Raw genomic sequence first — 20,505 nt, 5'->3', positions numbered from 1 at the left:
GTAACGGGTGAAACCTAAGTGTGTCCTTCCAGGCCCGAGCGTGCGGTACAGCCCCGGAGCGGCTCAGAGCAACTCGTCGGCGTCGATGCGGCCGTCCTGCTCGACCCCGCGAACGGTGACCTCCTCGCCGAGTTGGACGCTCTCGCTCGTCTCGACGCTGCGTGTCTCCTCGCCGTTGTCGACGACGACTGGGCTACCGGACTGGACGACGGTGCCGGTGAACTCGACCGCCTCGCCGTCACCGCTTCCGCTCTCCTCGTCGCGGAGCCCGTCGGCGCCGTCGCCGTCCTCGCCGAACGCGGAGAGACCACCCTGATCGGCCGACGGCGGGGTCTTCTCGTCACTACCCGCGTCGGCCCCCGCCACGTCGGCCTCGCCGTCGAGGATCGAGACGGTGGACTGCCAGCCGGCGGAGGCCTCGAGTTCGTCCTGCCAGCCGTCTTGGATCTCCACGTCGGTGAACGCGACCCGGTCTGCGAGCGTGATGTCACGATCCGCTTTCTCACCCCAGAGCGCGACCCGGATGTCGCCGCTGTCGTCACGGACGCGGACGTTCCGGACCTGCCCCTCGGAGCCGTCGTCGCGGTCGAACGTGCGCTTGTCGTCGGTCTCGATCACCGCGCCCGCGATGTCGACGGTGTCGTCCATCTCCACGTCGGCGATGTCCGTCGTCTCGGGAACGTACTCGACGTCCTCGTCGACCGCCTCGATGGTGCCCCGCGAGCCGACGTGCAGTTCGAGGTCGCCGTCGCGCTCGCGGACGTAGCCGTCGACGACCTCGACGACCTCGTCGGCGTCGAGTTCCTCGAGGAGGTCGGTGGCCTCGTCCCAGAGTGTCACCCGGATACGGCCCGTCTCGTCGCCGATCGCGACGTTTCCGACCCGGCCCTCGGTGCCGTCGTCGCGGTCGAACGTCCGGTACTGGTCGTCCACGTCGAGCAGTTTCCCGACGAGGGTCACGTCCGAGAGCCCCATCGAGAGCTCCTCGACGGTGTAGCTGTCGGTCAGCGACACGTCGATCTCCACGTCGGGGTCGATCTCGGCTTTGTCCGCCGAGACTTCGACGCCGTTGTACCCCTCCTTGGGGCGGCCAGCGATCCGGAGCACGTCGCCCTCCTCCAACTCCTCGAGCGCGGACTCGGCCATCTCGTCCCACAGCGAGAGCCGGATCCGGCCGGACTCGTCGGCGACCTCGGTGTTGACGACCTGCCCGTCGGGCTGGTCGCCGTCGCGCTCGAACGTCCGCTTTTCGCCGATCGAGACCAGCTTGGCGACGAACTTCACGTCGTCCATGCCGGGTTCGATGTCCGCGACGCTCTCGACCTCGCCGCCCTCGTCCTCGAGTTCGTGGGCGACCAGCATCGCCGCCGTCTCGTCGTCCGCGAGGCCACCCATCTCCTCGACTTTCTCCGCCACCATCTCCTCGAACTCCTCGACGGAGACGTCCGCGTCGAGTTCCTCGTGGACGTCGTCGATGGCACTCATTCGTAGCGGTGGGTAGCACAGCCGACGGTTAAGCGTTGCCGTTGGGGTGGGAACGCGGCGCTTGCGTGCGGTTTCGTCGTTCGGTTCGTGGCGTCCATACGTGGTGTGGCGCGCCCTCCTACAAGAGGGCCGGGGCAGCGTCGCGGGCCGGGGGACGAACCGCCGGCGACAACGCTTTTCGGTGCGCTGGCGCTTATCGAGGACATGAGCTACGAGACCACGACCGAGCGGGGGTTCCTGCTGTCGGCCCGCGAGTGGGGCGTCGTCGGCGGCGCGACGGGGCTGATGCTCCTCAACGTGCTGGTGATGTACGTCGCGGCGGCGACGCCGATCGCGGCGGTGAACCGGATCGTGTTCTCGGTCCCGATCGTCGGCGCGCTAATCTACGGCGCGCTGATCACGGGCGGGCAACTGGTCGCCGAGCGGGGCTTCGAGAACGACTCGATGGGGCTGGCGATGGCCGGCGTGGTCGTGCTCGAACTGGCGTTCGGCGCGTTCGGCGGTGGTGTGCTCTCGTTCCTCTCGGAGGGCGTCCGGATCACCGCGCTGGCGATCACCGGCGCCATCGTCGTCGCGATGACGGCGCTGATCGGGAGCTACGTCTACCTGCGCTCGGGCACGCAGTTCGACCACTACGGCCGCTGGGCGACGTACGCGTTCCTCGCCGGGCTGGGGGCGATCCTGCTCGGGACGTTCGTCCCGGCCGTGGGCGTCGCCGCATTCGCGCTGATCTTCGCGGGGTTCCTGCTGCGGCTCGGCTACGAGATGTGGCAGGTCCGGGAGAGCCGCGGGCGGCCGGCGATGCAGTCCGTGGGGCTGTACGTCGCGGTGGCCGGGGTGTTCGTCCACGTGCTCCAGCTCGTGGTGCGGTCGCTGGCCGAGCGGTAGGTCGTGGTACCACGACCCTCGGAAGGGTTATCCCGGAACGGACTGTACATTTGTTTGTAATGGCAAACGGTTCAGTTGATTTCTTCAACGACACGGGCGGCTACGGTTTCATTTCCACTGAGGACGCGGACGACGACGTTTTCTTCCACATGGAAGACATCGGCGGCGCCGACCTCGAAGAAGGGCAGGACGTGGAGTTCGACATCGAGCAGGCCGACAAGGGCCCGCGCGCGACGAACCTCGTCCGCAACTAATCTGTCTTCGGTCGCGTAACCGCGACTGGGTACAGCGCTTTTGACGTGTGATCGACTATCGACGAGCGACGCCGTGGCGTCGACGCAGGAACGCGGACTCGTCGCTAACGCTCGTCGTTGCGTCGGCAGAAGTGGGACCGCCGAGAACCGGCCCTCCCGGTTCTCGTGCTCTCACATCGAAGATGATGGGACCGCCCGGATTCGAACCGGGGTCACGGGCACCCAAGGCCCGAAGTATACCAGGCTAACCCACGGTCCCGTACCCCTACATCGACGACTCTCGCGGTAAAGCGTTTCGGGGTCAGACCGCGATCGGGATACCGAACATCGTCGCGATCCCGAGCGTCGTCACGCCCATCAGCAGCAGTTGGAGCGGCCCACCGACCCGGACGTAGTCCGTGAAGCGGTAGCCGCCGGGGCCGTAGACGAACAGGTTCGTCTGGTAGCCCACCGGCGTCATGAACGCCGTACTCGCCGCGAACATCACCGCGAACAGGAACGCAGTCGCGCTGGCGTCGACGGCCTGTGCGGTCTCGACAGCGACCGGGATCATCAGCACGACGCTAGCGTTGTTGCTGATCACGTTGGTCAGCAGCGCGGTGAGCAGATAGAACACCGCGAGCACGCCGATCACGGGGAGCATGGCCGAGGAAGCGACGACCCCTTCCGCGAGCAGCGAGGCAGCGCCGGTGCGTTCGAGCGCGATCCCCAGCGGGATCACGCCGGCGAGCAGGAGGATCACGTCCCACTGCACCGCCTCGTAGATCTCCCCGGGGTCGAGACAGCGCGTGACGACCATCGCGAGCGAGCCCGCCAGCGCCGCGACGACGATCGGGAGGACCCCCAGCCCCGCGAGCGCGACGACGCCGGCGACGATGCCGATCGCGAGCCCGGTCTTCTCCTGGCGATAGTCGTGCTGTTCGACCTCGCCGATCAGGATGAACTCCCGGCCGCCGTCAATCCGTTCGATCGTCTCCGTCGGCGCCTGCACCAGCAGCGTGTCCCCGACCTTCAGCGGCACCTCGTCCATCCGTCGGCGAACGACCTCGCGCCCCCGCCGGAGCGCGAGCACGGTCGCGTTGTAGCGCTGCCGGAACCCGATCGAGGTCAGCGACTCGCCCACCAGCGGCGAGCCCGGGGCGACGACGACCTCGACGAGGTTCTGGCCCGCCTCGGCCTGTTCGAGTTCGGCCTCGTCGACGGGCACGTCCACGAGATCCAGCCCCTCGAGATCGAGCAGGGAGAGCAGCGTGTCGCGGTCGGTCCGGAGCGTGAACGTGTCGCCGGCCCGGATCTGTTTGGGGCCGAGTGGTTCGAGGAACACCTCCTCGCCGCGGATGAGCTGGAGCAGGTCCACATCGAGATCGCCCTCCGCCAGCGCGTTCCGGACTTTCCGGCCGACGAGCGGCGAGTCCTCCCGGACGGTCACCTCCGTGAGGTAGTCGCCGACGCCGAACTCCTCGGTCAGGTCGTCGGTGGGCTCGATCCGGGCGGGCGTGAGCCAGCGGCCGACGGTCAGCAGGTAGGCGATCCCGACCAGCATCACCACGACCCCCAGCCCCGTGAACTCGAACATCCCGAGTTCGTGGAGGTCGGTGTTGGCGTACTCCGGCGCCGCGGCCAGCCGCGCGGCCACGTCGCTCGCGAGCACGTTGGTCGAGGTGCCGATCAGCGTGAGCGTCCCGCCGAACATCGAGGCGTACGACAGCGGGAGCAGGAGCTTCGAGGGGGAGGTGTTGCCGCGGTTGGCCACGTCGGTCACCATTGGGAGCAGGATCGCGACCGCGGCGGTGTTGTTGATGAACCCCGAGACCGGTGAGACGATGCCGACGATCGCGCCGAGCTGTTTCGTCTCGCTGTCGCCGGTAATCCGGCCGATGTACTCGCCGAGCGTCTGGACGATCCCGGTCCGGCGGACGCCCTCGCTGAGGATGAACATCGCGAGCACGGTGATCGTCGCGGGGCTGGCGAAGCCGGAGAGCCCCTGCTCGGGCGTGATCATCGTCACCTGCCCCGCGAGGACGCCGGCATCGGCGAGTACCCCGCTGACGGGCTCGACGAGCATCAGCGTCACCATGATCCCCAGCGCGGTGATGTCGACGGGGACCGGCTCCGTCGCGAACAGCACCAGCGCCGCCAGCACGATCAGGGTGACGACGACGACTCCGGGCGTGATCGCTGCCACGGGGATGTGGTTACCACCGGCCGGCAAAAGGGTGCGGGTTCCCGGCAGTCACTCCCGCTCGGCGAACGCGGCGCCGAGGGTGGCACCCAACGCGGGGCCGACTCCCATCCCGATCGCAAGGTTGTCCAGCGACAAGCCGATCGCCGAGCCGAGCGCCACCCCGACGCCGATCCCCAGCGCCATCGCTTCGTCGTCCATCTCGTCCGCATCCGGCTCCTCGGGTGCCGGCTCGTCGGCCGGGTCGTCACTCGTCATGCGGGAGCGCGCGACGCGCGGGGAGAACTCGGTTTCGCTACAGCTCCTGCTCGGCGAGTTCGAGGGTCGCCACCTGCTCGTAGGCGCTCTTCCCCTCGCGGATCCCTTCGAGGATCAGGAACGCGTCGTCCGGCGAGAGGAAGTGACTCGTGACCGCCCGACCCAGCGGCGTGGCTTCGAAGCCGTCGATGAACTCCCACTCGAGCAGCTTCCCGACCGCGTGTTTGGTGGGCACGTCGCCGATCATGCGGTCGTTGAGTCGCTTCGCGAGCTTACCGGCGACGGCAATGTTCGCCAGCGTCTCCTCGGCGGCAGCAGTCTCGTCGTACATCGTCGAGACGTCTTCCATCTCGCCTTTGAGGAGCTTGAACGCGATCTCGTCCTCGGTGGCCTCCATCGAGGCGTGGTAGGAGCAGTCGGGCTCCACGAGCAGGTACACCGTCCCCTGATCGTGGTAGTCCGGGCGGCCAGCACGGCCGAGCATCTGGGAGAACTCCTGGACGGAGAGCCACTCGATCCCCATCGCGAGCGAGTCGAACACCACCTGCGAGGCGGGGAAGTCGACGCCCGCCGCGAGCGCCGCGGTGGTGACGACCGCCGCGAGGTCCTGATCGCCGAACTGGCGCTCGACCTGCTTGCGCCGGCCGTAGTCAAGGCCGGCGTGGTACGGCGCGGAGTCGTACTCCAACTTCCGGGAGATCTCGTGACAGCGCCGCCGGGAGTTGGTGAAGATGATCGTCTGCCCGCGGTACCCTTTGGAGGACTTGCTGTCGAACTCCCGCCTGACGAGACGGTCTTCGATCCGCAGTTTCTCCCGGCCGTCGGCGAACGTGACGTGGCGCTCGATTGGGACAGGACGCTCCTCGAACTCGATCAGCGTCGCACGCAGTTGCTCGGCCAGCCACTCGGGGTTGCCGACGGTCGCGGAGAGGTAGACGTACTGCGCGCCGTCGTAGCCCGAGCGGTCCTTCGCACGCTGCTCGCAGTAGTGCTTGAGCCGGGAGATCATCCCGTCGAGGCGGTGGCCCCGCTCGCCCTCCTTCAGGCTGTGGACCTCGTCGATGACGACGGTGCCGATGTCGCCCATCTCCTTGCCGGTCCGGAGGCCGTGGTCGATCCCCTCGTAGGTACCGACGATCACGTCGGCGTTGGGGTCGAACTGCGCGCCGGAGTCGGTCACGCGTGAGCCGCCGACACGGAGTGTCACGTCGAGGATGTCGCCGTAGCGCTCCTCGAAGTCCTCGTGTTTCTGGTTCGCGAGCGCGACCAGCGGGACGAGAAAGAGCAGCTTCCCGTCGCCTTTCAGTGCGCGGTCGACGCCCGCGAGCTCGCCGACGAGGGTCTTTCCCGTTGCCGTCGCGGAGACGACGAGCTGGTCCCGGCCCTCGAACAGCCCGTTCTCGACGGCGAGGCTCTGAACCGGGAGGAGGCTGTCGAACCGCCCCTCGATCATCGACTGCAGTTTCGGGTGGAGGTCGAGATCGCTGGTCGGGAACGGATCGACCTCGTCGGTGGTCGCGGAGATCGTGTCGAACTTCGTGAGGTCGGGGTCGAGATTTCCCTGCAGGAGGTCGGTGATGCGGTCGAGGTCGCCGACCTCCAGCAGAAGCTCCTCCAGGCGCTCCTGTGCGGCGCCGGTGAACTGCCCCTTGTAGGCGAGTTCGCGTTCGAGCTCCTCGACGGCGCAGTCCTGACAGATGTAGTCCCGGTCCGCCGAGATCGCGGTCTCCTCGGTGATCGGCGAGTAGCGGCCGGCGTTGGCGCAGTACCGACAGGTGCGTACGACCAACGCCTCCTGCTGGTAGCCGTCGAGCATCGCCTGCAAGCGTTCGCGGCCCTCGGGGGAGGTCTGCTCGGAGATGCGGATGCGCTCGGCGCGGCGGGCGAGTTCGACGAACTCCTCGGGGCGCATCGGCTCGCCGCCGTCGTCATCGGACTGCAGGAACCGACGGGGGCGGGGGCCGGCGTCGGTCTCCTTGAGTTCGAGCGTGCCGCGGAACACCCGTGAGCTGTCACGGAGGACGACGACGCGGTAGTCGTCGCCGGACTCGTGGAGGAACAGGGTGTCGACGCGGGCGACCTGCTGAGACACGAGTGGGGGTACGCGAAACGGGTACTTCAGCCATGCGGTCGGCGGGAAGCCGTGCCGCGGGAATCCGGCGCATGCGGGTGCAACACAGCCTCACGGAGGGTTTACCACCCCAGAACGGCTAAGGTTCGGTAATGACCCCCTCCGCACGCACGAAGGCGACGCTGTTCTGCTCCGTCTGCGGGCACGAGAGCCCGCCGGACGGCGATTGGGACGAATCGGCGACGACAACCGAGCTCGGCGAGCGGATCGCGCTCTCCTGTCCGGACTGCGCGACGACGATCACGCGCCGGCCCGTCAGCAAGCGGAGCGTCGACGCCGTGGTGGCGAGCGACTGACCGGCACGCTGTCAGCCGGGCAGGTCGAGCGACTAATCGGCGACTGTCGGCCGGGTAAGGTCGCTGAGAACCGACTATTCTTCTTCGACCAGTTCGATCGTGTCGTCGCCGTTCGGCACCGCACAGAGGAACGCGCCGGGGCGGTCGCTGTCGTTCCGGTACCAGTGGACCGCGCCGGCGGGAATGAGCAGCGAGTCGCCGGCGGAGACCGTGTACTCCTCGTCGCCTATGCCAACCACGTACTCGCCCGCAAGCACGTACTGCTCGTGTTCGACCGCGTTCGTGTGCTCGGGCACCTCGGCGCCGACGTCGAGTTCGAACCGCCGGACCGCGAAGTTCGGCGCGCCGTCGCTCTCGTCGAGCAGGACCCCTTTCTGCAGTCCCTCGGCGGCATCGACTGGTTCGTACTCGATCTCCTCGCTGCGTTTCACGACGTGATCGACCATACCGGCCGTTCGGCGTCTGGGCGCTAAACCGTGACGGCACGGGCCGCGGCGACCGCCTTTTTCACTCCGTCGGCCAAACCGATCCGTATGCGAGGAATCCGTCTCGGGAGCATCTTCGGTATCCCGATCAAGCTGGACGCGACGTTCCTGCTGATACTGCCGGTGTTCGCCTACCTGATCGGGAGCGACGTGACGACGCTGGCCGAGGAGGTGTTCAACCCCACGTTCGGCGCCGGAATCCAAGCCGGCGTGTTGACGCAGGGGTACACGCCCTTCGTGCTCGGCGCCGCGGCGGCGATCGGCCTGTTCACGTGCGTGCTGCTCCACGAGCTGGGCCACTCGGCGGTCGCGATGTACTACGGCTACGAGATCGACTCGATCACGCTCTGGCTGCTGGGCGGCGTCGCCCAGTTCGCCGAGATGCCCGAGGACTGGAAGATCGAACTGCAGGTCGCCGTCGCGGGACCGATCGTGAGCGTCGCCCTCGGCGTGGTGGGGTACGCCGGCTTCTCGCTCGTCGCCGGCGGCGGGCAGCCGATCGCGACGTTCCTGCTGGGCTACCTGATGCTCGCGAACGTCATGCTCGCGGCGTTCAACATGCTGCCGGGGTTCCCGATGGACGGCGGGCGCGTGCTGCGTGCGCTGCTCGCCCGGACACGATCCCACGCCCGCGCGACCCAGATCGCCGCGGAGGTCGGGAAGGGGTTCGCGCTGCTACTGGGGCTGGTCGGGCTGTTCAGCGGCCCGAACCTGCTGCTGGTCGCGCTCGCCTTCTTCATCTACATCGGCGCGGCGGGCGAGGCCCAGCAGACCGTCCTCAAGGCGGCGTTCCAGGGCGTCAGCGTGGGCGACGTGATGACCGGTGGAGCGGACCTCCGGACGGTGTCGCCGGCCGACAGCGTCGCCGACCTCATGGGGCGAATGTTCCGCGAGCGCCACACCGGCTATCCGGTGGTCGAGAACGGCGAGCTCGTCGGGATGGTGACGCTCTCGGACGCCCAGTCGGTCGACGAGGTCGAACGTGATGCGATGCGCGTCGACGACGTGATGTCGACGGACGTGTACACCGCGACGCCCGGGACCGACGCGATGGAGGCGTTCCAGACGATGCAGGAGCACGGCGTCGGGCGCCTGCCCGTCGTCGACGCCGACGGCAAGCTCTGCGGGATCATCTCCCGGACGGACCTGATGACCGCGTTCGACATCATCCAGCAGAGCGGCGCCAGCCCGGACGGGTCGATGGGGCCGAACCTCTCCCCGTTCGGGCGGTAGTCGGGGTTTTTTCGGCGGTTTTCGTGGTTGTCGGTTCTGTCGGTCGTGATCCTGGTTTCGGAGTCAACTGCTGGAACAGCAACGGCAGCTCGATCGTTGGCCACTTGCGACCGCCCCGCACAGCCCTCGATCCTCCCCAGCCGACTCGCGCTCGGTTCGCGCACGGAGGCGCGAACGCTTCGCGCCGACCACCACAGCGGTGCGGTGGCGGTGGACGCCTCGCCGGCGCCAATCTCGGCGCCGGCGGGGGGAGGGGTGGGGACTCGGCGCTGTGCCGTTGACGAGAATCTCCGATTCTCGTCTGCCAATCAGAAATCGAAGATTTCTGATGATGGGCCTCGTGCTCGGCACACTGCGGTCACAAGTGTTCAAGCATCGAGATGCTGTTGCTGTCGCGAAAGGTCGTCACTATCCACTTGATAGGAGCCAACGGGCGGGGGCGCGGGAATTGAACCACGGTCGTTCCGCTCACTCCGTTCGCTCCACTCCCTGCTTCAATCCCCGTTGGCAGACTTTTCACTGCTCACTTCGTTCGCAGGAAAAGGTCCGGGCGCGGGAATTGAACCCGCGTCTCAGCCCCCACAAGGCTGAAGGATACCACTACCCCAGCCCGGACACACCGATTCCTACCACGGTTTCAGGGAAATACGTTACGACATTCCCGGCCCCGTGACACGCCGCCGCAGGGGAGCGAGAGGCTTTTGCCGCCGACTCGCGTAGCCGCCGGTAGTGGCGATCACCGACAAGATCTACGTGAAGAACCACCGGCAGATCGCCTCCCAACTCGAGCGCTCGATCCCCAAGGGCGCGTTCAAGGGGGCGACGCTGGACCTTCTCTTTACCGGTGACGGCATCGAGAAACTCGACGAAGCCACCCGCGAGAAGGTGCTCGACTTCGCGGAGGACTTCCTCGACTGCGACTGCGACAACAACCCCTACTGCGGCCACCCCGAGGAGAAGTTCATCCAGTACCTGCTCGAACTCCGCGCGCAGGGGCTCGGCCCCGACGCCATCGTCGACACGATGTCCGCGGAGTACATGCTGTACGCCTACTCCGGCGACGTGCTCTCCTTCCTCGACAGCTCGATCCGGCGGCTGGAGGCCGTCGAGTCACTGGCAGAAGTCGAAGGGGACCGAGAAGCGGCGCGCCGCGCCCGCGAAGCCAAACAGGAGCTCTCGGGCTGACTACCCGATCTGGTACGTGTTCTCGTCGCGGTCGAGCTCCTCCAGCTTGACGACGTCTTCGGCCTCGTCGGCCTGCTCGCGCAGGTAGTCGATGTAGCGCTTGTGCTCCTCCAGCTGCTCGCGCAGGTGGTCGGCCTCCAACTCGAGCCGCTCGTGCTCGCGGATGAAGCTCTTGGGCACCTCCACTGTCGGCGGGAAGCTCTCGTCGTCCTCGGCCTCCCGGTCGGCGGGGACGAGATCCACCTGCCCGTCGTGGGCGACGAGCGTGTCGACGTAGTCCCGGAACACCGCCGACAGCGAGAGTTCCCGCTCTTCTGCGATCTCCCGCAGCGTCTCGAACGCGTCCTCGTCGACGCGGAAGGAGATCGTCTTGCTCTTGGTCCCCATCTCGCCCGGCGGTTGTGAGCGGCCGAACTTAAGCGTTTGTGGGCGTTCGAGCCGACGATCGTGCGGGTCGCGCTCTCGAAAGGGTTATCCGGGCGCGGCGCGTTGCTTCGGTTGCAATGGCGACTGGAACGGTTGATTTCTTCAACGACACGGGCGGTTACGGTTTCATCGAGACTGAGGACGCAGACGAGGACGTCTTCTTCCACATGGAAGACGTGGGCGGCCCGGACCTCGAGGAAGGCCAGGAAGTTGAGTTTGACATCGAACAGGCCGACAAGGGCCCCCGCGCGACGAACCTGACCCGTCTGTAAGTCGGTTCTTCGCTGCGGACTTCTGCGTTTATCACACCGAGTAGCGGCGGCGCTACCGGATCGACGATCGACACCTCCAGTAGGGCGTCCCCTGCCGTTTTGTCTCCCCCCGACCAACCCCGCCCATGAGCAACGACACGCGGTTCGATCGACTGGACCGCCACGCCACCCCCGGCCCGCGGAACTCCCTCCGGCACTGGCCCGACGCCAAGTCCCCGCTGCGGGTGGCGCTGAACTACGTCGCCGTCTGGCTGATCCGGATCTCGCCCAGCCTCCGGCTCAAGAACTGGCTGCTCCGGCGGCTCGGCGCCGACGTGGGTGCGGGCGTCTCGTGGGGGCTGGAAGCCACGCCGGACGTGTTCTGGCCCGAGCGAATCACGCTGGGCGAGGACGCGATCGTCGGCTACGACGCGACGCTGCTCTGTCACGAGTTTCTCCAAGAGGAGTACCGGCTGGGTGACGTGGAAATCGGCGACCGAGCGATGATCGGCGCGGGCGCGGTCGTGCTTCCGGGCGTCGAGATCGGCGACGATGCACAGGTCGCGGCGAATTCGCTGGTGACCGAGGACGTGCCGGCGGGGGAGACCGTCGCGGGCGTGCCCGCTGAGCCACTCGACCGGGAGTAGGCTACTGGAGCCGGAGTAGGCTACTCGTCGTGGACGATCACGATCCCGCCCTCGAACACGCGGTCGTTCGGGACGATGTACTCCTCGCCGTCTGACTCGATGTGGGTGACGAACACGTCGATCTCCTGGACGACGCCGCGCTCGTCGCCGATCTTCACTGTGTCGCCGATTCCGTAGGGCTCGTTCAGGAACAGGTACAGCCCCGCGGCCGCGGAGGTGAGCATCTGCTTGCCCGCGACGACGGTGAACACCACCAGTGCGAGCGCGTACAGCGCCAACAGCACAACCAGCGCGAACGTCGCGATGCCGATCTGGTCCAGCGCGAGCACGAACGCGACGTAGAAGACGCTGTACTTCGCAGTGGTCGGGACGATCCCGATCTGGGGAAGTTTGACGCTCCGCAGCCGCTCGGAGAGCACGAGCCCGACCTTGTCGCCGACGATGACGCCGACGATCAGAATCAAGACGGCAACGAAGAAGCTGGGGAAGAATCCGGTCGCCTGGGACCAGAACTGCTCGGCGTAACTCCGCTCGGCGATGGAGATCGCGACGATGGCGCCGAGGATGACGATGAACCACCCCGAGAGCTGTGAGAGGATCGCGACGGTCGAGGTGCCGATCCCGCGAACGGTGCGCTCGAACGCCGTCCCCTCGATCGTCTCCGGCAGGCCGGCCCGTCGGAGCAGCCCCGCGTTGACTTTGACGACCAGCCACGCGAGGACCACTGCGAGGACGAACACCGCCAGTGCGAGCCAGACCCGTTTGGGGACTGCACCCAACGGGCCGCCGATCTCGAACCCGGGCTGGAGGGCCACCAGCGGCATCAGTAGTCCTCCGGGTCGATCTCGAGGATCAGCTCGCCGCCCTTGAACGCCCGCACCATCCCGTCGGATTCGGAGAGCACGATCGCGGTCGCGTTGGTCGCCCGGGTGACCGCCGCGCCGGCCATGTGGCGAGTGCCCAGCCCCTTCGGGATGTCGACGCCCTCCGCCCCCGGTTCGAGGTAGCGGTACGCGGAGACGATCTTCCCGGAGTCGCTGATCACGAACGCGCCGTCGAGCCGCGAGAACTCCTTGAGCATCACGTTCACGATCGGGTCGCCGACGTGGACGTGGGACTTCTCGAAGGGGTTGTAGCTCAGCGGCCGGGACTTGTTCATCACCTTCCCGGCGTCACCGATCACGAACAGCGCGCCGACGGGCTTGCCTTTCTGCCCTTTCTTCCCCAGTTCGATCACGACTTCGAACACGTCGCGGATGACCCCCGGATCCGCACGCGAGTTCGCGAACAGGTCGTACACGCCGGAGTGCATCGACTCGTCGGCGCGGACGCGCACGACGGAGTCGTGCTCGTCGAACACGCTGACCACACACGCCACCTCGTCGCCGTCGTCGACGACACCGCGGTCCATCGCGCCCTCGACGCCGAACTTGATCCGGTCGCGGACGTTCTCGAACTCCAGCGGGAGCTCGACGAACGTCTCGGCGTCGACGACGTTCTCCGGCGCGATCACCACCACCTCCCCGTCGAGATCCTCGAACCGTTCGTAGAACCCACTACTGGGTGAAAACACGAACAGGGCGTCCAGATCCGCCGTCAGGTCGTCGAGGAGATCGGCAGGGGTCGGCATTATCAAGAATAATCCCGCCCGTGGATGAAAGGGTTTGTGGGTCCGTCAGACGGCCGTCAGACGCGGCGGTCCGAAAGCCTCCAGCAAGCTTTAGACCGAACGCGCTGATGGGTCGCGTATGGACGAGAGACGGCTGATTATCGCCCTGTTCGGCGTGGTCGTCGCGGTCATGGTCGGCTTCCTCGGGTACCAGTTCATCGCCCCGCTGACGGTGTCAGTGTTCCTCTACTACTCGACGCGTCGGTACTTCAAGTTCCTCCGGCGGCTCCGACTCCCCGCGCGAGTGCGTGCGGTGACGGTTCTCGCCTCGCTCGCGGTGCCGCTGTTGCTGCTCGTGAGCTACGCGACGGTGCTGCTGGTGATCGAAGCGCGGTCGTTCGTCGAGCAGTACTCGCTGCTCGAAGTGGCGGCGACGGAAGTCGAGTGGCTCGGCGGGATCGACCGCATCCCCGAGTTCACCGTACAGGGCTTGTACGAGGCGTACCAGTCGGGCGACCTCTCGCCGTTCATCCAGTTCGCGAGCGACCACGCGGAGCTTTTGACCTCGCTGGTCTCGGGCTTTTTCCTCAACCTCTTCGTCGTCGTGATCGTTACCTACTACCTGCTGATCGACGGGCGACGCATCCGCGACTGGCTGCTCCGGTTCGACGACGACGCCATCATCCGGGAGTATCTGGAGGCGGCCGACGCGGAGCTGGAGTCGGTGCTGTTCGGCAACCTCCTGAACGTGATCGCCATCTCGCTGATCGCGATCGCGGCGTTCACCGCCTACAACGCAGTCGCCCCCGCCCCGGCGGAGGTCCCCTACCCCGCGCTGGCGGGCACGCTGACCGGGATCGCGAGCCTGATCCCGGTAGTGGGGATGAAGATCGTCTACCTCCCGCTAACGGTTATCGCCGCGCTCCCGATCGTGCTCGGCGGCGACCAGTCGCTGCTCGTCTACATCGTCGGCTTCCTCGCCGTCGCGGTCGTCGTCGTCGACACGATCCCGGACATCCTGCTGCGGCCGATCCTGAGCGGCGAGAACACCCACGTCGGCCTCCTGATGCTCGCGTACACGCTCGGCCCCGTAGTGCTGGGGTTCTACGGACTGTTCTTCGCGCCGATCGTGCTGGTGGTCGCCCTAACGTTCGCCCAGACCGCGCTGCCGCGGCTGCTCGGCGCCGACGAGGACGACGGGATCTCCTCGGACCAGATGCGGCTGCGTGACTTCACCGAGCAGCGGAGCTTCCGGGAGAGCGTCCGGGAGCGAGTTCGTGACGGGGTGACCGGGAACGATCGGCAGTGACGCCGTTCCTCGCAGGGTTCGGGATCCTCTTAGCGATTTTCACGACTCTCCCTACGGTCGAGTCGGAAAATGCGCGGGACCGGATTCGAACCACGGTCGGACGTGCTCGCTTCGCTGCGCGCGACCTCCCTGCTTCGAATCCTCCGACGCGCAGACATGCCTCTCACGTTCGTTCGAGGCAGTATGCGCGGGACCGGATTCGAACCGGCGGACCCCTACGGGATAGCGTCCTAAGCGCTACGCCTTTGGCCTGGCTCGGCAACCCGCGCGCACCTCCACGTACGACCCAATCGCTGTAAGAAACTGTCGTTCGTGCTTCCATCGTCGGCGGCGATGGGACCGGCGTCGAGGCGCCCCGCCTCAGTCCGAAAGCGCCGCTTCCAGCCGGTCGACGTACGCCTCGTTCCCGACGTGAACGGGCACGCGCTGGTGGAGCTCCGTCGGTTCGACCGACAGCAGCGACTGCTCGCCGTCCGAGGAGGCGCCGCCGGCCGCCTCGATGATCTTCGCGATCGGCGCACCCTCGAACTGGAGGCGGAGCTTCCCGTTCGGCGCGGACTCCAACGCAGGGTAGGCGAAGATACCCCCGTAGCTCAGCACCTGATTCACGTCGGCGACCATCGCGCCGCCGTAGCGGAGCTTGAGCTCGGTCTCGACCTCGCGGGCGAACTCGCGGAATGCGTCGGGCCAGTCCGGCACGCGGCCGCCGAAGCCGTAGACGACGGGATCGTCGGGCAGCGTCACGTCCTCCTCGACGGCACGGGCCTCCCCGCCGTCGATTACGGAGGTCGTCACCGTCCCCTCGCGAGCGACGGTCATCGTCGTGATCGGGCCGTAGAGCACGTACGCCGCGGCGACGAGCTCTTCCCCCGCGGCGGGGAGGGAGTCGTCGGCGATCCCGACGATCGTCCCCATCGCGTTGTTGGAAGCGAGGTTCGAGGAGCCGTCGAGCGGGTCGATCGCGACCGCCACGTCGCCCTCGCCGGGCTCACCGTCGCCAGTGTCGACGACCGCCTCCCGCTCCTCGCTGGCGAACTCGACGACGCCGTCGATCGCTCCCAGCGCCTCGAAGAACAGCTCGTCGGCGTGGACGTCCGCAGCCGTGACGCTCTCGCCGGAGGGGTTCTCGACGCCCGCCTCCGTGAGTCGGCGGCCCGGGAGCCCGCCGCGGACGTCCGGGGCGACCGCCGCGACCGTCTCCAGTACGTCGTCGACGGTGCTCATCCGTCCAGCGTCGCCTGCGCGCCGTGGCTCTCGACGGCGGCCAGCCCCTCCTCGACGGACGTCTCCTGGAAGATGATCTTCTCCAGCCCGTCGAGCAGCGCCTCGGGGTTCTCCCGCTGGAACACGTTCCGGCCGACCGCGAGCCCCTTCGCGCCGGCGTCCATCGCCTCCTTCACCGTCGAGAGGAACGCCTCGTCGGAGGCTTTCGAGCCGCCGGACATCACCACGTCCGTCGACGCCGCGGCGTCGCAGGCGTGGGCCATCGCCTCGGGGTCGCCGGGGTACTTGATCTTCGCCACGTCGGCGCCGAGTTCGAGGCCGAGTCGGGCGGCGTAGGAGATCGTGCCCGGCTTGGTGTCGTTCTTGACGCCCTGCCCGCGCGGGTAGGACCACATCACGACACCCATGTCGCGGTCGCGGGCTTCCTCCTGTGCCTCGGCGAACTCCTCGGCCATCTCGACCTCGTGGTTCGAGCCGCCGTAGAGGGTGAAGCCGATGGCGTCGGCGCCGAGCTCGTCGGCGTAATCGACGCTCCAGTTCACCGCGGAGTCGTGCTCGCCCATCCAGAGGTTCGAGGTGCCGTTGAGCTTCGCGAGCAGGTTGACCTCGTCCTCGTAGTCGGGGTAGTGGGCCTCGGCGACACCCTTGCCGACCGCGAGCGCGGTGACGGCGTCGTGGGTCGCCACGTCGAAGACGTGCTCGGGGTGCATCGACTCCGGCACCGCCTCGAAGTCTACGGGGCCGTGTTCGAGGCCGTGGTCGTACGCCAGAATCAGCAGTTTGCCGTCGCGCGAGATGGGGTCAGTTGCGCCGGGGATCATGTTCTGCGTTCGGGCGAGTCGACACAAAAAGCTATCCAAGCGCCGCCTCGCGACCGGCCCACACACCCTTCCGTCGGGGTCGATACTCGGCCGGCAGCTGCCGGATTCGGCGACCACAGGCGGACACCTAGCCCGCCGGTGGCGTCGTTGGACCGTCGATCGGAACACGCGGTTTACGACGCCACGACTCCGGAGAACCGACAAAATACCTAATAGCTCGCCGCCCGTACTGATACGCGGGAAAATGTCAAACAAGATGATTTTGGAGATCGTCGGCGACTTCGTCGAGGACTACGAAGTGATGGTGCCGTATCAGGCGCTCGAGATGGTGGGCCACGAGGTCCACGCTGCCTGCCCCGAGAAGGACGAGGGCGACGTGGTCAAGACCGCCATCCACGACTTCCGCGGCGACCAGACGTATCTGGAGACGCGCGGCCACGACTTCGGCGTCGACGTGACGCTCGAAGAGATCGACCCCGCAGACTACGACGCGCTGGTGGTCCCGGGCGGGCGCGCCCCCGAGTACCTGCGCACGTACGACTCCGTGATCGAGACGGTGCAGCACTTCTTCGCGGAGGACAAGCCCGTCGCGGCGCTGTGTCACGGCCCGCAGATCCTCGCCGCCGCGGGCGTGCTGGAGGGCCGGGAGGCAACGTCCTACCCCGCGGTCCGCGCCGAGGTCGAGGGCGCCGGCTGCGCGTGGGTCGACGGGACCGTCCGCGACGGCAACCTCGTCACCGGACAGGCGTGGCCCGACCACCCCGAGTGGCTGGCCGAGTTCCTCGACGTGCTCGGCACGGAGATCGACCACGCCGAGCCCGTGGCCGCCGACGACTGAGGCGGGCGGTCCCGGTGGAGCGAGACACGTGGTTGCGACAGTCAGCGACACATTTTCGACGAATTGCCAGACATGTCAGCGTTTCTTCGGTACATTTTTACACATCTGTCACTGTTTCCCGTAGAGAGCTGTCGTTAAGACGACATCACCCCCTACAATGAGTGATCAAGATTCGTGGCCGATGTACGGCCCGGACCCGGCCAACACTGGGTCCGTCGAGAGTGCTGGTCCGAAACGAGGAATCGAGGAAACGTGGCAGTTTTCCGGGGAGGAGGTCATCGCGACGTCTCCGACGCTGAAAGACGAAACCGTGTACGTCGGCGAAGTCGGCGAGTTTCGTGACGATCAGAGCCACGTGTACGCAGTCGACGCGACGGACGGAAGCGAGAAGTGGCGGTACGAATCGGCGGAGAACGGCGCTCCGTCACTGGCGGTCACCGACGAGTACACCATCGTCGCAGAGAGCCGAGAATCGTACGACAACGACGATTCCGGCTGTATCACCGCATTGGACCGCTCAACGGGAGCAATCCATTGGCAGTTCGAGGTGGATGACGTCGTCTACGCCGCTCCTACCGTCGTCGACGGAACCGTTTTCGTTGGGAGCCACGACAACAACCTCTACGCGATCGACTGTGAGACGGGGGAGGAAACGTGGCGTTTTCGAACGAACTCCGACGTCGCCACGACACCCGCCGTCTCCCAAGGGACGGTCTTCATCGGAAGCGGGCGAAAGGACGGCCACGTTTACGCCGTCGACGCCGAAACCGGTCGCGAACAGTGGCGGTTCAAAACCGGGGAGTACGACGACTTCAACTCCATGGACGAGGGCGGCGTGTTCAACGCGATCGCGGTGAGCGACGGCGTGGTGTACGCCGGCGCTCACGACGAGCGACTGTACGCGCTCGATGCGGAGTCAGGCGACGAGCGATGGAACTTCAAAGCCGAAGGCGGTATCGACTCCTCGCCAGCACTGGACGACGGGACCCTCTTCTTCTCGACGTGGGAAGACAATATCTACGCGGTCGACGCGATTGACGGCTCGGTTCGATGGAAGGTCGACGTTCCGACCTCCCAAGGTGCTCGCCCGGTCGTGGCGGACGAGACGCTCTACATCGGCGCCGGCATCCTGCGTGCTTTCGACCCCGAAACGGGGGAGGAGCTGTGGAACGACAAGTCGTTCCGCGGGGAGGCACGTCCAGCGATCGTCGACGGGACGATGTATATCGGATCCGGCCATTTGACCGCATTCGAGGATCCGTGAGACCATTGTGAGAACGGAACAGAGGGAGTAGCGAGTGCCCCGGTCAAGGGCTCCCGGTCCCTCGCTCTTTCCGCGACCCGCACCCCTTTATCCCACGGCCGAAACAGCGTCGAATATGGTCCATCTACCCGACGCCGTCGTCGGCGACGCACAGACGAGCCTGTTCGCGTGGAACCGGCTCGAAGAGCTCGTCGACGTGGGCAACCGCATGGCCGGGCAGACCGGCGAGGCAGCCGGCGCCGAGATCATCCGCGAGGCGTTCGAGACGGCCGGGCTCCAGAACCCCCACGTCGAGGAGTTCGAGATCCCCGGCTGGTGGCGCGGTGAGTCGTCGCTGACAGTCGAGTCGCCGAGCGAGCGCGTCCACGAGGGGAGTCACCAGGTCGTCGCGCTCCCGGGCACGCCCGCGGGCGAGGCGACGGCGCCGATCGTCGACGTCGGCGACGGCACCTACGAGGAGTTCGAGGCTAAGAGCGCCGAGCTCGATGGCGCGATCGCGATGGCCACGAGCGACACCCCCGAGTCGGCCGACCGCTGGCTCCACCGGATGGAGAAGTACGTCAACGCCGCAGATCACGGCGCGGTCGCGTTCGTGTTCCGGAACCACATCGAGGGCGCACTGCCGCCGACGGGCGAGGTCGGCTACAACAACCGCCCCGGCCCGATCCCCGCCGTCGGCGTCTCGAAGGAGGTCGGCGCGCGACTGGCGCGCTACGCCGCCGACGGCGACTGCGAGGTGACCGTCGACGTGGACTGCCGGAACGAGCCCGCGACCTCCCGGAACGTCGAGGCGTTCGTCGGCCCGGAGGGCCCCGACGAGGGGGGCAATGCGGACGAGGTGCTCGTGACCGCCCACGTCGACGCCCACGACATCGCCGACGGCGCCAACGACAACGGCGCCGGCTCGGTGCTCGTCGCCGAGGTCGGCCGACTGCTCTCGCAGGTCGCCGACGACCTCGACAGCCGCGTCCGGCTGGTTACGTTCGGCTCCGAGGAGATCGGCCTGCGCGGCGCGTACCACTGTGCGGAGACGACCGACCTCTCGAACGTGAAGTGCGTGATCAACCTCGACGGCGCCTGTAGCTCCCGGACCCTCCGCGTCGGCACGAACGGGTTCGACGAGCTCGGCGAGCTGTTCCGCTCGGTCGCCGCCGACTTCGATGCGCCGATCTCGACGGGGTCGACGATCTCTCCCCACGGCGACCAGTGGGCGTTCGTCCAGGAGGGCGTGCCAGCGACGATGACCGGTACCAGCTCCGACCAGTCCGGCCGCGGCTGGGGGCACACCCACGCCGACACGCTGGACAAGCTCGACTCCCGGGATCTGCGCGACGTGGCGACGCTGGTGACGGAGGCAGTGTACCGCGCGGCACAGGGGGAGTTCGAGGTCGAGTCCCGCAGCCGCGAGGAGACCCGCGACGCGATCGACGAGGGGTACGTACAGGAATTGAAGATGGGCGGGCGGTGGCCCTACTGAGCCACGGCGAGAGACCCCGTGTCGCAGCGACGGAACCCATGCCGTGGCTCTGTCGAACTGAAACCACGGCACGCGACCGCTCGCGGCCTCTGTGCCGCGAGCACGGAGCCTACCCCGTGGCTCTGTCGAACTGTAACCACGGCACGCGACCTGTCGCGCGTTCCGTCGCGCGAGCACGGAGCCTACGCCGTGGCTCTGTCGTACTGAACTGCGGCGAGTGACCGTTCGGGCTATACCGCGAG

General features: G+C 67.1%; 21 protein-coding genes and 3 tRNA genes. 11 read left to right on the top strand and 13 right to left on the bottom strand.

All coding sequences use genetic code 11. From position 1 onward, the window contains the following. Window positions 1-63: 63 nt before the first annotated feature. On the bottom strand, window positions 64-1,485 hold the full coding sequence (locus BN1959_RS02750; protein ID WP_053947188.1) for a single-stranded DNA binding protein: 1,422 nt from the start codon (window positions 1,483-1,485) through the stop codon (window positions 64-66). 204 nt (window positions 1,486-1,689) lie between these two features. On the opposite strand from BN1959_RS02750, the gene BN1959_RS02745 reads away from it, so the two are divergent. Both BN1959_RS02745 and BN1959_RS02740 read left to right on the top strand, forming a co-directional pair. Further along, window positions 1,690-2,373: a hypothetical protein gene (locus BN1959_RS02745; RefSeq protein ID WP_053947187.1), complete on the top strand. Its 684-nt coding sequence runs from the start codon at window positions 1,690-1,692 to the stop codon at window positions 2,371-2,373. A 59-nt stretch (window positions 2,374-2,432) separates the two neighbouring features. Further along, the gene (locus BN1959_RS02740) at window positions 2,433-2,627 is read left to right on the top strand and encodes a cold-shock protein (protein WP_053947186.1); all 195 of its coding nucleotides are present in this window, start codon (window positions 2,433-2,435) and stop codon (window positions 2,625-2,627) included. A gap of 186 nt (window positions 2,628-2,813) precedes the next feature. On the opposite strand, the gene BN1959_RS02735 is transcribed toward BN1959_RS02740, so the two are convergent. The 4 genes from BN1959_RS02735 to BN1959_RS02720 all read right to left on the bottom strand — a co-directional run bounded on the left by BN1959_RS02735 (window position 2,814) and on the right by BN1959_RS02720 (window position 7,159). Further along, window positions 2,814-2,886, bottom strand: a tRNA-Pro gene (locus BN1959_RS02735). Between the two features lie 42 nt (window positions 2,887-2,928). After that, window positions 2,929-4,812, bottom strand: a complete 1,884-nt coding sequence (locus tag BN1959_RS02730) for an SLC13 family permease (protein WP_053947185.1) — start codon at window positions 4,810-4,812, stop codon at window positions 2,929-2,931. Window positions 4,813-4,860: 48 nt separating this feature from the next. Continuing rightward, window positions 4,861-5,067: a hypothetical protein gene (locus BN1959_RS14970; protein ID WP_053947184.1), complete on the bottom strand. Its 207-nt coding sequence runs from the start codon at window positions 5,065-5,067 to the stop codon at window positions 4,861-4,863. 37 nt (window positions 5,068-5,104) lie between these two features. Beyond that, a complete protein-coding gene (locus BN1959_RS02720) occupies window positions 5,105-7,159 on the bottom strand; it encodes a DEAD/DEAH box helicase (RefSeq protein ID WP_053947183.1) in 2,055 nt (684 codons plus the stop codon). A gap of 131 nt (window positions 7,160-7,290) precedes the next feature. Here BN1959_RS02720 and BN1959_RS02715 point away from each other — a divergent pair, with 131 nt between their 5' ends. Continuing rightward, complete coding sequence (locus tag BN1959_RS02715) at window positions 7,291-7,494, top strand: hypothetical protein (RefSeq protein ID WP_053947182.1); 204 nt, start codon at window positions 7,291-7,293, stop codon at window positions 7,492-7,494. Between the two features lie 74 nt (window positions 7,495-7,568). Here the strand turns inward: BN1959_RS02715 and BN1959_RS02710 are convergent, their stop codons facing one another. Next, window positions 7,569-7,940 (bottom strand): cupin domain-containing protein, encoded by a 372-nt coding sequence (locus BN1959_RS02710; RefSeq protein WP_053947181.1) that lies wholly within the window; start codon window positions 7,938-7,940, stop codon window positions 7,569-7,571. 87 nt (window positions 7,941-8,027) lie between these two features. Here BN1959_RS02710 and BN1959_RS02705 point away from each other — a divergent pair, with 87 nt between their 5' ends. Continuing rightward, entirely contained in the window at window positions 8,028-9,212 is a 1,185-nt protein-coding gene (locus BN1959_RS02705) for a CBS domain-containing protein (protein WP_053947180.1), read from the top strand. 544 nt (window positions 9,213-9,756) lie between these two features. Here the strand turns inward: BN1959_RS02705 and BN1959_RS02700 are convergent. Further along, a tRNA-His gene (locus BN1959_RS02700) sits at window positions 9,757-9,827 on the bottom strand. Window positions 9,828-9,941: 114 nt separating this feature from the next. Here BN1959_RS02700 and BN1959_RS02695 point away from each other — a divergent pair. Further along, on the top strand, window positions 9,942-10,397 hold the full coding sequence (locus BN1959_RS02695) for a DUF5814 domain-containing protein (RefSeq protein WP_053947179.1): 456 nt from the start codon (window positions 9,942-9,944) through the stop codon (window positions 10,395-10,397). On the opposite strand, the gene BN1959_RS02690 is transcribed toward BN1959_RS02695, so the two are convergent. Then, on the bottom strand, window positions 10,398-10,784 hold the full coding sequence (locus BN1959_RS02690) for a ribbon-helix-helix protein, CopG family (RefSeq protein ID WP_053947178.1): 387 nt from the start codon (window positions 10,782-10,784) through the stop codon (window positions 10,398-10,400). A 116-nt stretch (window positions 10,785-10,900) separates the two neighbouring features. Between BN1959_RS02690 and BN1959_RS02685 the strand changes: the two genes are divergently transcribed. Further along, window positions 10,901-11,095, top strand: a complete 195-nt coding sequence (locus BN1959_RS02685; protein WP_049981782.1) for a cold-shock protein — start codon at window positions 10,901-10,903, stop codon at window positions 11,093-11,095. Window positions 11,096-11,220: 125 nt separating this feature from the next. After that, window positions 11,221-11,721 (top strand): acyltransferase, encoded by a 501-nt coding sequence (locus tag BN1959_RS02680; protein ID WP_053947177.1) that lies wholly within the window; start codon window positions 11,221-11,223, stop codon window positions 11,719-11,721. A gap of 20 nt (window positions 11,722-11,741) precedes the next feature. Here BN1959_RS02680 and BN1959_RS02675 read toward each other — a convergent pair whose 3' ends face one another. Together BN1959_RS02675 and dacZ are read right to left on the bottom strand one after the other, a co-directional pair. Further along, entirely contained in the window at window positions 11,742-12,545 is an 804-nt protein-coding gene (locus BN1959_RS02675; protein WP_053947176.1) for a mechanosensitive ion channel domain-containing protein, read from the bottom strand. After that, complete coding sequence (dacZ, locus tag BN1959_RS02670) at window positions 12,545-13,351, bottom strand: diadenylate cyclase DacZ (RefSeq protein ID WP_053947175.1); 807 nt, start codon at window positions 13,349-13,351, stop codon at window positions 12,545-12,547. The genes BN1959_RS02675 and dacZ overlap by 1 nt, the downstream gene beginning before the upstream one ends. A gap of 118 nt (window positions 13,352-13,469) precedes the next feature. Here dacZ and BN1959_RS02665 point away from each other — a divergent pair, with 118 nt between their 5' ends. Continuing rightward, window positions 13,470-14,639, top strand: coding sequence for an AI-2E family transporter (locus tag BN1959_RS02665; protein WP_053947174.1), 1,170 nt, complete (start codon window positions 13,470-13,472; stop codon window positions 14,637-14,639). Between the two features lie 184 nt (window positions 14,640-14,823). On the opposite strand, the gene BN1959_RS02660 is transcribed toward BN1959_RS02665, so the two are convergent. The 3 genes from BN1959_RS02660 to BN1959_RS02650 form a co-directional block, all read right to left on the bottom strand. Beyond that, window positions 14,824-14,908, bottom strand: a tRNA-Leu gene (locus BN1959_RS02660). 91 nt (window positions 14,909-14,999) lie between these two features. Next, window positions 15,000-15,863 carry a class 1 fructose-bisphosphatase gene (locus tag BN1959_RS02655; protein WP_053947173.1) on the bottom strand — a complete coding sequence of 288 codons (864 nt, stop codon included), beginning with the start codon at window positions 15,861-15,863 and terminating at the stop codon, window positions 15,000-15,002. Further along, on the bottom strand, window positions 15,860-16,684 hold the full coding sequence (locus BN1959_RS02650) for a class I fructose-bisphosphate aldolase (protein WP_053947172.1): 825 nt from the start codon (window positions 16,682-16,684) through the stop codon (window positions 15,860-15,862). Before BN1959_RS02650 ends, BN1959_RS02655 begins: the two co-directional genes overlap by 4 nt. Window positions 16,685-16,928: 244 nt before the next feature. On the opposite strand from BN1959_RS02650, the gene BN1959_RS02645 reads away from it, so the two are divergent. The 3 genes from BN1959_RS02645 to BN1959_RS02635 all read left to right on the top strand — a co-directional run bounded on the left by BN1959_RS02645 (window position 16,929) and on the right by BN1959_RS02635 (window position 20,263). Further along, a complete protein-coding gene (locus tag BN1959_RS02645; protein ID WP_053947171.1) occupies window positions 16,929-17,522 on the top strand; it encodes a DJ-1/PfpI family protein in 594 nt (197 codons plus the stop codon). A 157-nt stretch (window positions 17,523-17,679) separates the two neighbouring features. Further along, window positions 17,680-18,786 (top strand): PQQ-binding-like beta-propeller repeat protein, encoded by a 1,107-nt coding sequence (locus BN1959_RS02640; protein ID WP_079978585.1) that lies wholly within the window; start codon window positions 17,680-17,682, stop codon window positions 18,784-18,786. A 115-nt stretch (window positions 18,787-18,901) separates the two neighbouring features. After that, a complete protein-coding gene (locus BN1959_RS02635; protein ID WP_053947169.1) occupies window positions 18,902-20,263 on the top strand; it encodes a M28 family peptidase in 1,362 nt (453 codons plus the stop codon). The last annotated feature ends 242 nt before the right edge of the window (window positions 20,264-20,505 follow it).

It is taken from the genome of Halolamina sediminis (assembly GCF_001282785.1).
Classification (GTDB): Archaea; Halobacteriota; Halobacteria; order Halobacteriales; family Haloferacaceae; genus Halolamina; species Halolamina sediminis.
This window is presented reverse-complemented; position numbering and strand designations above follow the sequence as displayed.